This window comes from Pseudomonas sp. LBUM1644, assembly GCF_059716195.1.
Genome location: NZ_CP166812.1, coordinates 3,852,993 through 3,867,518, shown reverse-complemented (window position 1 = coordinate 3,867,518; position 14,526 = coordinate 3,852,993). Strand labels below are relative to the sequence as shown.

At 59.7% G+C, this 14,526-nt stretch carries 13 protein-coding genes; 10 read left to right on the top strand and 3 right to left on the bottom strand.

Features of this window, described 5'->3' with window-relative positions; all coding sequences use genetic code 11:
* Positions 1-4: 4 nt before the first annotated feature.
* The gene (locus tag ACA052_RS17475; RefSeq protein WP_497645989.1) at positions 5-952 is read right to left on the bottom strand and encodes a class I SAM-dependent methyltransferase; all 948 of its coding nucleotides are present in this window, start codon (positions 950-952) and stop codon (positions 5-7) included.
* Positions 953-1,222: 270 nt separating this feature from the next.
* Between ACA052_RS17475 and ACA052_RS17470 the strand changes: the two genes are divergently transcribed.
* From ACA052_RS17470 to ACA052_RS17440, 7 genes are all read left to right on the top strand, one after another.
* Positions 1,223-1,843, top strand: a complete 621-nt coding sequence (locus ACA052_RS17470) for a cytochrome b/b6 domain-containing protein (protein WP_497645988.1) — start codon at positions 1,223-1,225, stop codon at positions 1,841-1,843.
* Entirely contained in the window at positions 1,840-2,619 is a 780-nt protein-coding gene (locus ACA052_RS17465; RefSeq protein WP_497645987.1) for a molybdopterin-dependent oxidoreductase, read from the top strand. The genes ACA052_RS17470 and ACA052_RS17465 overlap by 4 nt, the downstream gene beginning before the upstream one ends.
* A gap of 71 nt (positions 2,620-2,690) precedes the next feature.
* Entirely contained in the window at positions 2,691-2,957 is a 267-nt protein-coding gene (locus ACA052_RS17460; protein WP_497645986.1) for a pentapeptide MXKDX repeat protein, read from the top strand.
* Positions 2,958-3,318: 361 nt separating this feature from the next.
* Positions 3,319-3,831 (top strand): formaldehyde-activating enzyme, encoded by a 513-nt coding sequence (gene fae, locus ACA052_RS17455; RefSeq protein ID WP_462027506.1) that lies wholly within the window; start codon positions 3,319-3,321, stop codon positions 3,829-3,831.
* Positions 3,832-3,841: 10 nt separating this feature from the next.
* Positions 3,842-4,876, top strand: a complete 1,035-nt coding sequence (locus ACA052_RS17450) for an aldo/keto reductase (protein WP_497645985.1) — start codon at positions 3,842-3,844, stop codon at positions 4,874-4,876.
* Positions 4,873-6,306, top strand: a complete 1,434-nt coding sequence (locus ACA052_RS17445; RefSeq protein WP_497645984.1) for an NAD-dependent succinate-semialdehyde dehydrogenase — start codon at positions 4,873-4,875, stop codon at positions 6,304-6,306. The genes ACA052_RS17450 and ACA052_RS17445 overlap by 4 nt, the downstream gene beginning before the upstream one ends.
* Before the next feature lie 229 nt (positions 6,307-6,535).
* Positions 6,536-7,900 carry an MFS transporter gene (locus ACA052_RS17440; RefSeq protein WP_497645983.1) on the top strand — a complete coding sequence of 455 codons (1,365 nt, stop codon included), beginning with the start codon at positions 6,536-6,538 and terminating at the stop codon, positions 7,898-7,900.
* A gap of 177 nt (positions 7,901-8,077) precedes the next feature.
* Here ACA052_RS17440 and ACA052_RS17435 read toward each other — a convergent pair whose 3' ends face one another.
* Positions 8,078-8,953, bottom strand: a complete 876-nt coding sequence (locus ACA052_RS17435) for a LysR substrate-binding domain-containing protein (RefSeq protein ID WP_497645982.1) — start codon at positions 8,951-8,953, stop codon at positions 8,078-8,080.
* A 219-nt stretch (positions 8,954-9,172) separates the two neighbouring features.
* A complete protein-coding gene (locus tag ACA052_RS17430) occupies positions 9,173-10,351 on the bottom strand; it encodes a hypothetical protein (RefSeq protein WP_497645981.1) in 1,179 nt (392 codons plus the stop codon).
* A gap of 183 nt (positions 10,352-10,534) precedes the next feature.
* Here ACA052_RS17430 and ACA052_RS17425 point away from each other — a divergent pair, with 183 nt between their 5' ends.
* From ACA052_RS17425 to ACA052_RS17415, 3 genes are all read left to right on the top strand, one after another.
* A complete protein-coding gene (locus ACA052_RS17425) occupies positions 10,535-11,467 on the top strand; it encodes a LysR substrate-binding domain-containing protein (RefSeq protein WP_497645980.1) in 933 nt (310 codons plus the stop codon).
* A 230-nt stretch (positions 11,468-11,697) separates the two neighbouring features.
* Entirely contained in the window at positions 11,698-13,122 is a 1,425-nt protein-coding gene (gene aldA / locus ACA052_RS17420; protein WP_497650348.1) for an aldehyde dehydrogenase, read from the top strand.
* A gap of 84 nt (positions 13,123-13,206) precedes the next feature.
* Entirely contained in the window at positions 13,207-14,526 is a 1,320-nt protein-coding gene (locus ACA052_RS17415) for an MFS transporter (protein WP_497645979.1), read from the top strand.

The following is a 14,526-nucleotide window of genomic DNA, read 5'->3' as shown; positions in this document are numbered from 1 at the left end:
CAGCCTACGGCAGCTCATACAGGGAAAACACCAACGCCTTCAACCCGCATTCCACATCGGCATCCGGAAACTCCGGCGGATTGTCCAGCCGTTGCACAAAACGCAGGCTCGGTGCTTCACGGGTGACGCCGTCGATGAGGAAATCCGCACCGAAGGCCGGGTCGTTCATGCACGCCAGCACCGTGCCCTGAGGGCTGAGCAATTCCGGCAGGCGGCGCAGCACGCGCTGGTAATCCTTGGTCAGCAGAAAACTGCCTTTCTGAAAGGTTGGCGGATCGATGATGACCAGGTCGTAAGGGCCTTTGCCAATCACCTTGCCCCAGGACTTGAACAGGTCATGGCCGAGGAAACTCACCTTGCCCAAGTCGTGCCCATTGAGCCGGTGATTGTCGCGGCCGCGGCTCAGGGCCGGGCTGGACATGTCCAGGTTGACCACCTGTGTCGCGCCGCCTTCGATGGCCGCCACCGAAAAACCGCAGGTGTAGGCAAACAGGTTCAACACCCGCTTGCCTTCGGCATTCGCCCGCACCCAATCGCGGCCGTAACGCATGTCGAGGAACAGCCCGGTGTTCTGTTTGCGGCCCAGGTCCACCCGATACAGCAGGCCGCCTTCGGTGATCGTCAATTCGTCGATCTCGTCCCCCAGCAACCATTCGGTCGTGCTTTGCAGTAGGTAGCGATGCTGCAGCAGCAAGGCGCGCGCGCCGGATTGAGCCCATTGGGGCGACTGGGTGATTGCCATCAACCGCTGTTTCAACGCATCCAGTTGCGCCGCTTCCGGTTCCTTGAACAGCGACACCAGCACCACGCCCTGCAGCCAGTCGACCGTCAATTGCTCCAGCCCCGGCCAGCAGCGACCACGGCCGTGAAACAGCCGACGGGTTTCTGCGGGGGGCGTTGCCAGGGCGGTCAGCAGATGATCATGGAGGGTGGTGAGCGCTTCTGAGTTCATCGGACTGGATCGGCAATTTGGGGGGCGGCATTTAACCACAATTGCACGCGTGCGGACGAAACAGAAACCCTGTGGGAGCGGGCTTGCTCGCGAAAGCGGCGTGTCAGGCAACGATGATGTCGACTGACACGCCGCTTTCGCGAGCAAGCCCGCTCCCACAGGTTATTGGGGGGATTTATCACGTTTAATTTAACTTTACGTGAGGATTTGGCGATCTTCAGCCGCACATACTCGGCCCCAACGAACAATAACAACCGCCGGGAGCCCATCATGTCGCAGTTACCTGCTTCACCCTCGGTCAGCACTCATCCCCGCTGGCTACGGTTGACCCATTGGCTCAACGCCCTGGCGGTGCTGGTCATGGTCAGCAGCGGCTGGCGGATCTACAACGCTTCCCCCCTGTACGATTTCAGTTTTCCCACAGGCATCACGCTGGGTGGCTGGCTCGGCGGCGCGTTGCAGTGGCACTTCGCAGCGATGTGGTTTCTGGCCGTCAATGGTCTCGCCTACCTGATCATCAATGTCTTCAGTGGTCGTCTGAAACGGCGCTTTTTCCCGGTTTCGCCAGCCGGTGCTTTGCATGACCTGTGGGCCGCGCTCAGAGGGCGATTGGGGCATGCCGACTTGAGCCATTACAACCAGGTGCAACGAGTGGCGTACCTGTTCGTGATGGTCGACATCACGCTGTTGGTGATCTCCGGGCTGGTGTTGTGGAAATCCGTTCAGTTTCCGCTGTTGCGTGAATTACTTGGTGGTTATGACGCGGCGCGGCATGTGCACTTCATCGCGATGTCGCTGTTGGTGGCCTTCGTCGCGCTGCACCTGGTGATGGTCGCGCTGGTCCCCAAAACGCTGTTGGCCATGATTGTCGGTCGCAAGGAGCCCGTATGAAAAAGCGCATCGAAGGTCTGGATGAGGCGTCCATCCTGAAAGACGCCCGGACCATCATCGCCCCACAGATCGAAGACCGCTCGCGTCGCTCGTTCCTGATGCGCAGCCTGACCCTTGGCGGCGTGGCCATGTTGTCCGGGTGCAACATCACCGACAACGAAAGTGTCGATACCGCACTGTCCTCCATGTCCCGTTTCAATGATCGGGTGCAGGGCTGGCTGTTCAATCCCGACGCACTGGCGCCGACCTATCCCGAATCGATGATCACCCGGCCGTTTCCGTTCAATGCCTTCTACGGCATCGACGAGGCGCCGAAGGTGGAGGAGGAGAGCTATCGACTGGAAGTGATCGGCCTGGTCGCCGACAAACGGAGCTGGCGCCTCGACGAACTGCGCGCGATGGCGCAGACCGATCAGATCACCCGGCACATTTGTGTTGAAGGCTGGAGCGCCATCGGGCGTTGGGGCGGGGTGCGCTTCAGCGATTTCCTCAAGCGCGTCGGTGCCGACACCAGCGCCAGGTATGTCGGTTTCAAGTGCGCCGACGACTACTACACCAGCATCGACATGGCGACAGCCCTGCATTCGCAAACCTTGCTGGCGTTGACCTATGACGGCGCGGTGCTGCCTCGCGAATATGGCTTCCCGATGAAGCTGCGCATGCCCACCAAGCTGGGCTACAAAAACCCCAAACACATTCAGGCGATCTTCGTCAGCAACACCTACAGCGGTGGCTACTGGGAAGACCAGGGCTACAACTGGTTCGGCGGTAGCTGACGACGCCTGGCAACTTCACCGCGCAGCTCATGCTGCGTTCATTCGCAACCTGTGCTTCAAGGAGTTTCATCATGAAAACGTTAACCACGATTGTTCTGTCCATGTGCCTCGCCGTGGGCGCCGCCAGTGTTTTTGCTGCCGAGGCTACAACGACTAACGGCATGAGCAACGACAGCATGAGCAAGGACTCGATGTCCAAGGACGCCATGAAAAAAGACACGATGAAAAAGGATTCCATGAGCAAGGACACAATGAAGAAAGACAACATGTCGAAAGACGCGATGAAAAAAGATGCCATGTCCAAAGACGCCATGAAAAAACAAGCCCCATCGCAGTAATCCCCCCCTGTAGGAGCTGCCGAAGGCTCGGGCCGCGTTCGGACGATCTTTTGATCTTGATCTTTAAAATCAAGATCAAAAGATCGTCCGAACGCGGCCCGAGCCTTCGGCAGCTCCTACAGGTTTCACATAGGGGTATGACTTCAGGTCATGCCCTCATGATTTTTAATGGTTACAGCCCCGCAAACCCCCAGTGTTAAAAAATCGCAAACACAGCTCATCAACTACAAAAAAGAGCGTTTGCCCCCATGACTAATTCCCTCCGCCACGTCCAGCGCTCTTCGCCCCCCGACATTTGCCACGCGCCCTCCACGGTTCGCGTGCATTTCTGATCACCCAAAATCCCTGAAGAGTAATGACCATGAAAGAACTCGACCTGTACATCGGCGAAGGCTTCGAAGGCCCTGGCGTGAACGCCGCGCACATCAACATTCTGATCGGCCCGCGCAATGGTCCGGCCGGTCAGGCGTTCGCCAACAGCCTGGCGTCGCCGAGCCAGGGCCATTGCCCGTTCATGGTGATCGCCCAGCCGAACATTCCGGTCAAACCGATGACTCTTTATGTGAACAAAGCCGCGATCAGCAGCGACCTGCACGGCAACGCCACCTGGGGCGCGTCGCAAGCCGGTATCGCCAAGGCGGTGCTTGAAGCATTGCTGGACGGCACGTTGCCGCCGGAAGCCGAAGACGAGTGGGCCATCGTCACCGCCAACTGGGTCAACCCGTCCTGCGACGACCTGGATGCGGTCTACCTGAACAACTACAACGCCTGCCGCACCGCGATCCGTGCAGCGCTGACCGGCAAACCGGAAACCGCGCAACTGGCGGATGTGGTCAATCACATCAGCAACCCTTTCTACACGCCAAAAGCCTGAGGTCCGCGCCATGCAATACATTCGTTTGGGTCACTCCGGCCTTGAAGTCTCCCGCCTGTGCCTGGGCACCATGAACATGGGCACCCCGGACTGGAAACCGTGGATCTTCGACGAGAAGAAAAGCGAGCCGATCGTCGCGCATGCGCTGGACAACGGCGTGAATTTCATCGACCTCGCGGACTTCTACTCGGCCGGTGTCGGCGAGGAAGTGGTGGGGCGCATCGTCAAGCGCCTGGCCCGTCGCGAAGACCTGGTGATCACGACCAAGGTCGGCTACGGCACCCGCACCGGGATCAACGCCAGCGGTCATTCGCGCAAGCACATCATGGACAGCATCGACGCGTCGTTGAAGCGTCTGGGCATGGATTACGTCGATGTATTCATGCTGCATTACTTCGACGTGAACACCCCGGTCGAAGAAACCATGAGCGCCATGAACGACATCGTGCGCTCCGGCAAGGCCCGCTACATCGGCGTGTCGACCATGCTCACCGGGCAACTGGCGAAAATCCTCATGGCCTGCGAGCGCAACGGTTGGGTCAAGCCGATCAACATGCAACTGCAACTGAACTGCGCCTACCGCGAAGAAGAGCGCGAGATGATTCCGTTCTGCCGCGATCAGGGTTTGGGCGTCTCGGTATTCAGCCCGCTGGCCCGGGGCTTGTTGACCGGCGACGTGCAATCCACGCGTAACCAGACCGACTTCTTCACCCAACAGATGTACAGCGACGAAGCCTCGTTCGAAATCGCACATTCGGTACAGCGTGTGGCCCGCGCTCGCGGCGTGTCCAACGCGCAGATCGCCCAGGCCTGGGTGGCGAACCATCCGGGTGTGGATTGCATGCTGGTTGGCGCCGATACCACCGCGCAATTCGACAGCGCGCTGGCGGCTCTGGAAACGAAATTTGATGCTGAAGAGCTGCATGAGCTGGAGCGCAATTACACCCCGTGCGACGTGATCAATGATTACACCGCCGGCAAACGTATCTTGCGTTCGGCCCGTCCAGGCCTGCAGCGCTTCAATCTGACCGAGGCTGTGGCATGAGCGCGCTGATCCGTAACGGCAATTTCATCGATGGCCAATGGTCCAGCGGTGGCCCTGCGTACTCGGTATTCAACCCGGCCAATGGCGAGTTGATTACTGAAGTGCAAAAGGCCGGCGCCGAAGAAACCAACCAAGCCATCGAAGCTGCCAACCGGGCGTTGCCGGCCTGGCGCAAGTTGACCGCCAAGGAACGCAGCCAGAAGCTCAAGCGCTGGAGCGAGCTGATGCTGAGCAACCAGAAGGATCTGGCGACCTTGCTCAGCCGCGAACAGGGCAAGCCACTGGCCGAAGCCATGGGCGAAGTGGTGTACGCCGCAAGCTTTCTGGAATGGTTTGCCGAGGAAGCCAAGCGTGCGTATGGCGATGTAATTCCGAGCCACAAGGCGGATGCGCGAATCATCGTGGTCAAGGAAGCCATCGGCGTGGTCGCAGCGATCACCCCGTGGAACTTCCCGCTGGCCATGGTCACCCGCAAGGTCGGCCCGGCGCTGGCGGCCGGTTGCACAATGATTCTCAAACCGTCGGAAGAAACGCCGTTGTCGGCATTCGCCCTGGCCGTGCTGGCGGAACAGGCCGGGATTCCGGCCGGTGTGTTCAACATCGTTTCCGGTGATGCGGTGGCGATCGGCGGCGCGCTGCAAGCCTCCGGCATCGTGCGCAAACTGTCGTTCACCGGCTCCACCCGCACCGGCAAATTGCTGATGCGCCAGGCGGCCGACACGCTGAAAAAGGTCTCGCTGGAACTGGGCGGCAACGCGCCGTTCATTGTCTTCGACGACGCCGATCTGGATGCCGCGGTCAAGGGCGCGATGGCCTCGAAATTCCGCAACACCGGGCAGACCTGCGTCTGCGTGAACCGCTTCTTCATCCAGGACGGTGTCTATGAAGCCTTCACCGGCAAACTCGCCGAAGCCGTTGCGGCGATGCGGGTCGGCGGTGCGCTGGACGGTGAAACCGAGCAAGGTCCACTGATCAACGCGGCGGCGTTGGCCAAGGTTGAATTGCATGTGGGCGATGCGCTGGAGAAGGGCGCCAGGCTGTTATGCGGCGGCCGTCGCCACGCGCTCGGCGGCACGTTTTATGAGCCGACCATCCTCGCTGAAGCCAACAGCGACATGCTGATTGCCCAAGACGAAACATTTGGTCCGGTGGCGGCGTGCTTCCGCTTCAAGGACGAAGCCGAGGTGCTGCAAAAGGCCAACGACACGCCGTACGGTTTGTCCGCTTACTTCTACAGCCGTGATATCGGCCGCGTGTGGCGCATGGCCGAAGGCCTGGAAGCCGGCATGGTCGGGATCAACGAAGGGATCATTTCCACGGAAGTGGCGCCGTTCGGTGGCATCAAGGAATCGGGCCTCGGTCGCGAGGGTTCGAAGTACGGCCTGGATGACTACCTGGAAATCAAATACCTGCTGATGGGCGGCCTCTAACCCCACTAAACCCTGTGGGAACGAGGCTTGTGTGGCGAGGGGATTTATCCCCGTTGGGCTGCGAAGCGGCCCCGAAATCGAAAACCGCGGTGTATTAGGCACATCGCAGACGATGGTTTTACGGCTGCTTCGCAGCCGAACGGGGATAAATCCCCTCGCCACACAAGCCTCGTTCCGACATCAGCGATTGGTTTCATTTCTCCGTCAATAACAACAATTGGAGATTTACATGTCTGTTCAACCGGTAAAAATCGACGACCTGCCCATTGGGCGCTTTCACCTCAAAATCGCCGGCCTGACGTTCGGCGCGCATTTCACCGACGGTTACATCCTTGGCTTGATCGGTATTGCCTTCACGCTGCTGAGCCCGCAGATGCACCTCGATGCGTTCTGGCAAGGGTTGATCGGGGCTTCGGCGCTGATTGGTCTGTTCCTTGGCAGCCTGTTTTTCGGCTGGATCTCCGACAAGGTCGGCCGCCAGAAAATCTTCCTGGTCAGCTTCGTTCTGATCACTATCGCTTCGGTCATGCAGTTCTACGCCGAAACGGCCATGGGTCTGTTTCTCTGCCGGGTGCTGATCGGCATCGGCCTGGGCGGTGATTTCAGCGTCGGCCACGCCATGCTCGCCGAGTTCTCGCCGAAGAAGCACCGCGGCGTGCTGCTCGGTTCATTCAGCGTGATCTGGACTTTCGGCTACGTCGCCGCGACTTTTGTCGGCACCGCCATGCTGAGTCTCGGTGACGATGCCTGGCGCTGGATGTTGGCCTCGTCGGCGATTCCGGCGGCGTTGATTCTGATCGCTCGCATCGGCACACCGGAGTCGCCGCGCTGGTTGGTGAATCAAGGCCGAATTGCCGAGGCCCGCGCGATCGTCAAGAAACACCTGGGTGCCAACGTCGAGCTCGACGAAACCCAATCCACCGAAACCCGTTCCGGCTACGCGGTGCTGTTCAGCCGTGAATACCGCAAGCGCACCGCGTTCAACTGCCTGTTCTTTGTCTGCATCGTCATGCCGTACTTCGCCATCTACACCTTCCTGCCGTCGATTTTGCAGAAGATGGGCCTGGCTGAAGGTTTCGGCACCGAGCTGATGCTGAACATGCTGCTGATCCTCGGTGCGTTGATCGGGATCTGGTGCACGATCAAATTCTCCCGCCGCGGGTTCTTGATCAACTCGTTCATCATCCTGGCCGTGGCGCTGTTCGTGTTGGCGGTGTTGCCGAGCAGTGCAGCGTTCCTCATGGTGTTGGTGTTCGGGCTGTTTACGCTGGTGTTGTCGGCGGTGAGCAACCTGGTGGGGGTGTTCCCGGCCGAGAGCTTCCCGACCGAAGTGCGGGCCAGCGGGATCGGCCTGGCCACGGCAGTGAGCCGTTTGGGTTCGGCGATCAGTACCTTCCTGTTGCCGGTGAGTGTGGCGGGGATTGGCTTGAGCCCGACGATGGCGATTCTGGCGGCGATCCTGGCACTGGGCGCGTTGTTGTCCTGGGCGTGGGCGCCGGAGACCAAATCGCTGACGCTGAGCCAGGCGTGCAAGGCGCATAGCCCGGTGGAGGGAAGTGCACCGGTCACGGTGAAAGTTGCGGCACCGATCTAATCAAGGCTCGCCACCGTCTGTAGCAGCTGCCGAGCCTGCGAGGCTGCGTTCGGCTGCGAAGCAGTCGTAAATCCCGCGCACGCGGTGTATCTGACGCACCTCGGTGAATGGTTTAGCGACTGCTTCGCAGCCGAACGCGGCCTCGCAAGCTCGACAGCTGCTACACATTACGTGCGTTCAGGGATTGCTGACCAACCCCAACCAATCCGTAAACAACCGCACCTTCGACAACCCCTGTTTGTCGTTCGCCACATCCAGCCAATAGCCATACGGCCCGATCACTTCCACCGGGGTGATCGGCAACAGGCTGCCATTGGCCAGTTCTCTCTCGATCATCTGCCGGTCAATCACGGCCAAGCCGCCGCCCGCCAGTGCGGTGTGGATCACCTGGTCCAGGGTGCTGAATTCCAGACCTTGCCCGGCGTCGATATCCTCCCGGCCCATCGCCGACAACCAGTTCTCCCAGACCTTCAAACGCTTGCCGTCGTGCAGGATGTGCAGCAGTGGAAACTGCCGTAGATCCGGTGATTGGCCGTCGGTGAACAGTTCCGGGCTGGCCACGGCGATGTGCCGTTCCATCACCAGCAGTTGACTGCTGCAATGGCTGGCGGCTTCCAGGCCGAAACGAATGTGGCAGTCGATTTCCGCGAGATTGTCGTGGCTGCCCTGGTTGGTCACGCTCAGGCTGATGTCCGGGTAGCGCTGGCAGAACACGCGCAAATGCGCCGACAACCAGCGCGTGGCCCAGGTCGGTGGCGCGAGGATGCGCAGGCGCTGACGCAGGTTGGGCACGCGCACGGATTGCAGGGCACGTTCAATGTGGTCGAAGGCTTCCGCGAGATGCGGGGAGAGGGCGCTGCCGGTTTCGGTCAGGGACAGGCCCTGAGGTGTGCGGATGAAGAGTGCGACGCCGAGGTAGTCTTCGAGCTGTTTGATCTGACGGCTCACCGCGCCTTGGGTGACGTTCAGGCCCAAGGCTGCCTGACTGAAACTGCGATGCCGCGCGACCTCTTCGAAGACGCGCAGCATGTTGAGCGAGGGCAGTTGACGCATGAAAAGGGCCTGGTTTGGTGTTTTTGGATGGCGAAGGTTTTGTGGTGCCTATCTGACTATCCGCTGCGTGCGGATGCAAGTATTGATTGGGCTGACTCCATCGCGGGCAAGCCCGCTCCCACAGGTTATGAGGCGATCACGAGCTTTTGATTCGCTGCAAATCTTGTGGGACCGGGTTTGCCCGCGAAGGCGTCCTTTTGGACGCCAAAAAAAACCGGATCAGAAGTAATACCCGATGTTCATGTACAGCTGATTCTCCCAATGATCCGTCCCGCCAGCCCCCAGGCTCTGGGTGTAACTGCTGCCGCCAATGTACGGATCGTTCTTGCCATATAGCCATTCCGTGGCGATCCACAATTTGCTCAGCGAGAACGAGGTGCCCAGGATCATCCGTTGCGAGGTCTTGAACTCGTCGGCGGATTTGTCGAAGGCGCTGTAGTTGACGTAAAGCTTCACGCCGCTGATCTGATCGAACAAGTACTTGCCGCCGACGTCGTAGCTCAGGTCCGCCACATACAGGTTTCCACGGCTGGCGACGTTATACGTACCGTCGTAACCGCCGAGGGTCACCAGTTCATCGGTGCCAGCGTTGCGCGGCGACATCTGTTGCCGCGCCGCTTGCAGTTGCACGCCCCACGGGCCGTTCTTGCCGAGGTAGTGCACGGCCACGGCATTGCGGCGACCATCGTTGTCGGTGTCCTTGTTCTCCAGGGTCGAGGTCAGGCCGGAGATCCCGACTTCGGATTTCCACGGCCCCAGGTCCAGGGCCTTGGCCACTCGCAGCACCACGGTGTTGCGTTCCTGGTTGTCACTGCCGTCGGCCACGTAGCTGTCGGCCCCGGACACCACACTGGAATACGTCACGCCTTTGCTGGTGCCTTTGCCTTGCCACGCTGGTCGCAAGTAGTAGCCGGCCTGGATGTTCCAGTCGCCGCTTTGCTGGATGTACTTGGCGCCGACCTGTTGCACATCTTCCAGGCCGATGACGTTGCCCAGGGTTTCGTAGAAGGTGCTGCCGAAGTATGGCTGCAAACCGAACGGCACCGTGTTCAGACCCACTTGCACCTGCTGGTCGGGGTTGAACTTGTAGCCGGCCCACGCGAACTTGGCGAACTGGATATCGCCGTAGTTCTTGGTGTACTGGTAGGGGTAGGAGCGTCCGTAGAAACGGTACTGGGCCTCACCGATCCAGGTGTCGGAGTTGTACTTGGCGCTGAGGAACATAGTGTCCAGGCCGAACTTCTGGATGTCACGGTCCGGGTCATAATCCCAGCGCGCGCGAACGGCGCCGCCGAGGTCGAGGTTGTCGGTGACTTGTACCGCCATGACGGGGGCCGCAAAGGTGCAGAGTAGAGCGAGGTAGGACGGACTGAGGCGCAGGGAAGCAGGAACAGGCATGGGGCAGCTCTCGGTTATTTTTATTAGAGATGCGGCCAGTCTTGCGATCAGCGGTGTGTTGAACAAACGATAAATAATATGAAGGAACCTTCGTCAAATGCATGTTACTTGGAAAATCCTGTAGGACAATGCAAGGCGGGCGTGGGATGCTTTGCGCCTTGTAACCCCAATTAAGAGTCGTCCATGAAACGCAAAATGCCCGGCCTCAACGCGCTCAAGGCTTTTGAAGTGGCTGGCAGCACGGGCAGCTTCACCCGCGCAGCAGAGCTGTTGAACGTGACCCAAAGCGCGGTCAGTCGCCAGGTTCGTCAGCTGGAGGAACAGCTCGACGAGACACTGCTGGAGCGCCGCCATCATCACCTCGAACTGACCAGCGCCGGGCGTATTCTGCTGCGGGCGCTGCATCAATCCTTCGACAAGATCGAGCTCACGGTACGCAGCATTCAGCAGAAAACCCATTCCAATCGCCTGCACATCAACGCGCCGCCGACGTTCACCAACCGCTGGCTGATGCCACGTCTGGGACGGCTGCGGGAGAAGCATCCGGAGCTGGAGTTGAGCATCACCACGCGCTTGCAGGACAGCCTGGCGGAAACCAGCACGCTGGATTGCGCGATCCGTTTCGGCGATGGCGAATGGGATGGTCTGGGCAGCTCGTTACTGATCCAGGAACGGCATATCGCCGTGTGCGCACCGACTTTGTATGCGCGGGAGTGGAGCGAGCAGGGGATCGACCTCAATCGCCTGACTTTGCTGCATGTGCTGGCCCGGGAAGACCAACGCTACCTGACCTGGAAGCATTGGCTGGACGCGGCACGCATCACCGGCGTCGATACTCAGGGAGGGTACGAATTCGACCTGCTGGACCTGGCGATCCGCGCGGCCATCGATGGCTTGGGCATCACCATCGCCGACTGGCACATGGTCGCCCCGGAGCTGGCCAGTGGGCAGTTGACCCAGGTGCTCAACGTGCATGTCGAAGGTCACCAGTCCTACTGGCTGGTGACCCGGCCGGAACAGACGCATATGCCGCAATTGCAGGTGTTCAGTCAGTGGTTGCAGGAGGAGATCTGGTTGGCGCAACGACAGCTGCAGCCTTCCACCGCCGCAAACTGACCACCACACCCCCTGTAGGAGCTGTCGCAGGCTGCGATCTTTAGATCTTGTTTTTAAAAAACAAAATCAAAAGATCGCAGCCTGCGACAGCTCCTACAGGTGGGGGGGCGGTTTTTTTTCGGGGTAATGTGCGTTTTTCGAATGTTGCATCGCTCAATAAATCGTTTGTTCAACTCGAGTCAGATGCCAAGACTGGATGAACTGGATAAAAACAACGATGGGCGATGCACATGCGACTCGAGCGAAATTTTGTTAACGGCCACTTCATTGAACCTGCCAGCGACGTGCTGATTGCGGTCTATAACCCGGCGACCGAAGCACTGGTGGGCCATGTCTCGGCGGCCACCGCTGATGAAGCCACCGCAGCGGTCGAAAACGCCGCCGCCGCACAAAAAATCTGGGGCAAGCTGACTAGCATCGAACGCGCCGAACACCTGCGTTCTTTCGCCGACGCCCTGGAAGCCTGTGCCGAGAACATCGGTGCAGCCCTGGCCGCCGAATCCGGCAAGAGCGTCAGCGATGCCAGCAACGAAGCCCGTTACGCTGCGCAGATCACCCGTTATCACGCCGAATGGGCACGCCGGATCGAAGGCGAGATCATTCCCAGCGACACCCCCAACGAAAACCTGTTCCTGCATCGCGAGCCGATTGGCGTTGTCGCCTGCCTGATTCCGTTCAACTACCCGGTCTACACCTTGCTGCGCAAAATCGCCCCGGCGCTGATTGCCGGCAACACCGTGGTCGTTCGCCCCAGCAACAATACCCCGACGTCCGCGTTCGAGATCGCCAAGGCTGTAAAGAAATCCGGTTTGCCTGCCGGCGTGATCAATATCCTGACCATGGATCACGCCACGGCTGCCGCTGTCTGCACGCACAAGGCTGTCGGTTTGATCACCCTGACGGGTAGTGTCAACGCCGGGCGCATCGTGCTCGATTACTGCAAGACCAACATCGCTAAGCCGTCCCTGGAGCTGGGCGGTAAGACCCCGGCGATCATCGAAGCCGACGCCGATCTGGAAAAAGCTGCCAGCGACATCATCGCGTCCAAGACTACCCACTGCGGCCAGTTGTGCACGGCCGTCGAGCGGGTCTATGTGCAGGAAAGCGTCTACGACCAATTCCTCGTGTTGCTGAAATCGAAAATCAGCGCAGTGAAATTCGGCGACCGTGCTACCGATGCCAGCCTGATGGGCCCGCTGGTCAACGCCAGTTCGCAGCAGAACATCCACGCCATGGTCGAGCGCGCCATCGCCGACGGTGCTGTACTGGAAACAGGTGGTTTTATCCCGCAAGGCAAAGGTCATTTCTACCCGCCGACCTTGCTCAGCGGCTGCCGTCAGGACATGGAAATCATCCAGGAAGAAATATTCGGCCCGGTGCTGCCGGTGCTCAAGTATCGCGACATCGACGAAGCGCTGGCCATGGCCAACGACCATCAGTTCGGCCTGTCTTCGGTGCTGTACACCGAGAATTACCGCACCACGATGAAAGTCGCCAACGCCATCGAAGCCGGCGAGTTGTACGTCAATCGCACTCCGGCGGACCCGTACCAGGGCTTCCACGCTGGCTGGAAACGCTCGGGCCTGGGCGGTGATGACGGCAAGCACGGCATGCTCGAATTCACCCAGACCCGCCTCGTGGTCATGAAGTATTGATCCAGCCGTAAAACGCCTCACGCTGCACCCATAAAAACAATTATCAGGGACGCCCGGACCACCGGGCTGCCCGAGGTCTCCTAGATGTCCAAGCATGCATCCACTGCTGCCGCTGTTCAGGGTTCGAACGCGGGTTCAAAAATCCACAGTGACAAGGGAAGTCGCTATGTCCAACTGATGCTATTGGTGCTGGCCGCCGGCGCGATCTATCCGATCCTGTACCTGCGTCAGGTCTACCAGACCACCATGCTCGAAGTGTTCCAGATCAACCACAGCGAGCTGGGTTACCTGTACTCGATGCTCGGCACGGTTTTCCTCCTGAGCTACTTGCCGAGCGGTTGGCTGGCCGACCGCATCGCCCCGCGTTTTCTGATCTTCTTTTCGCTGGTCGCCACCGGCGCTTTGGGCCTCTGGTATTCCACTGCACCGTCAATGACCGGGTTGATGATCATCTTCGGTTGCTGGGGTTTGACCACCGGCCTGACGTTCTGGGCCTCGGTGCTCAAGCGCGTGAAGATGATTGCCCATCACACTGAACAAGGTCGGTTCTTCGGCATCCTCGATGGCGGTCGCGGCTTGGTCGAAGCGTTGCTGGCAACCGTGGCCCTGGGCCTGTTCGCTTTCGCCACCGAAACCCGTGGCGAGTCGGCGGCCGAAGGTTTCAAACACGTCGTTTACCTGTACGCCTTCACCTGTATCGCCATCGGCTGTGTGCTGGTGTTGATCAAGGACCCGAAGTCCATGGAAGACACGGCGCCGGTGGAGAAGGGCAAGTTCAACCTGCTCAGCGATCTGGCGACGCTGGTGAAAATTCCGGAGCTGTGGTTGGTGACGGCCATCGTGTTCTGCGGTTATCACATCTTCTGGGCCACCTACAGCTTCTCCGATTACCTGCAGGGCGGCGGCATGACAGCGGTCATGGCCGGCACCATCACCACCATCAAATTGTGGATGCGCCCCATCGGCGGTATTGGCGGTGGCTGGCTGGGTGACAAGTTTTCGAATATTTCGGTGCTGGTGGTTGCACTGTTCCTGGCAACACTGGCGATGGTCGGTCTGATCGTGTTCCCGGCGCTCAACAGCATGGGCCTGCTGATCGGCACGGTGATCTTCATCGGCCTGATGACCTACGCCATTCGCGGCTTGTACTGGGCAATCCTGGACACCTGCAACATTCCGCTGCGAATCACCGGCCTGGCGATCGGCATTGTTTCGGTGGTCGGCTACCTGCCGGACGCCTTCATTCCCTTGATCAACGGCTACCTCACCGAGCATTTCCCCGGTGCCTTTGGTTACAAGCTGTATTTCGGCTACATCGCGTTCGTCGGCCTGCTCGGGACCCTCGCGGCCCTGACCTTGCGCGCTCGAATCAATCGCAAAACCTTGAACCAGACAGGTGCCTGA

Coding starts and splice junctions, on each gene's coding strand:
- ACA052_RS17475 (WP_497645989.1), bottom strand. CDS start 952: ATGAACTCAGAAGCGCTCACCACCCTCCATGATCATCTGCTGACCGCC.
- ACA052_RS17470 (WP_497645988.1), top strand. CDS start 1,223: ATGTCGCAGTTACCTGCTTCACCCTCGGTCAGCACTCATCCCCGCTGG.
- ACA052_RS17465 (WP_497645987.1), top strand. CDS start 1,840: ATGAAAAAGCGCATCGAAGGTCTGGATGAGGCGTCCATCCTGAAAGAC.
- ACA052_RS17460 (WP_497645986.1), top strand. CDS start 2,691: ATGAAAACGTTAACCACGATTGTTCTGTCCATGTGCCTCGCCGTGGGC.
- fae (WP_462027506.1), top strand. CDS start 3,319: ATGAAAGAACTCGACCTGTACATCGGCGAAGGCTTCGAAGGCCCTGGC.
- ACA052_RS17450 (WP_497645985.1), top strand. CDS start 3,842: ATGCAATACATTCGTTTGGGTCACTCCGGCCTTGAAGTCTCCCGCCTG.
- ACA052_RS17445 (WP_497645984.1), top strand. CDS start 4,873: ATGAGCGCGCTGATCCGTAACGGCAATTTCATCGATGGCCAATGGTCC.
- ACA052_RS17440 (WP_497645983.1), top strand. CDS start 6,536: ATGTCTGTTCAACCGGTAAAAATCGACGACCTGCCCATTGGGCGCTTT.
- ACA052_RS17435 (WP_497645982.1), bottom strand. CDS start 8,953: ATGCGTCAACTGCCCTCGCTCAACATGCTGCGCGTCTTCGAAGAGGTC.
- ACA052_RS17430 (WP_497645981.1), bottom strand. CDS start 10,351: ATGCCTGTTCCTGCTTCCCTGCGCCTCAGTCCGTCCTACCTCGCTCTA.
- ACA052_RS17425 (WP_497645980.1), top strand. CDS start 10,535: ATGAAACGCAAAATGCCCGGCCTCAACGCGCTCAAGGCTTTTGAAGTG.
- aldA (WP_497650348.1), top strand. CDS start 11,698: ATGCGACTCGAGCGAAATTTTGTTAACGGCCACTTCATTGAACCTGCC.
- ACA052_RS17415 (WP_497645979.1), top strand. CDS start 13,207: ATGTCCAAGCATGCATCCACTGCTGCCGCTGTTCAGGGTTCGAACGCG.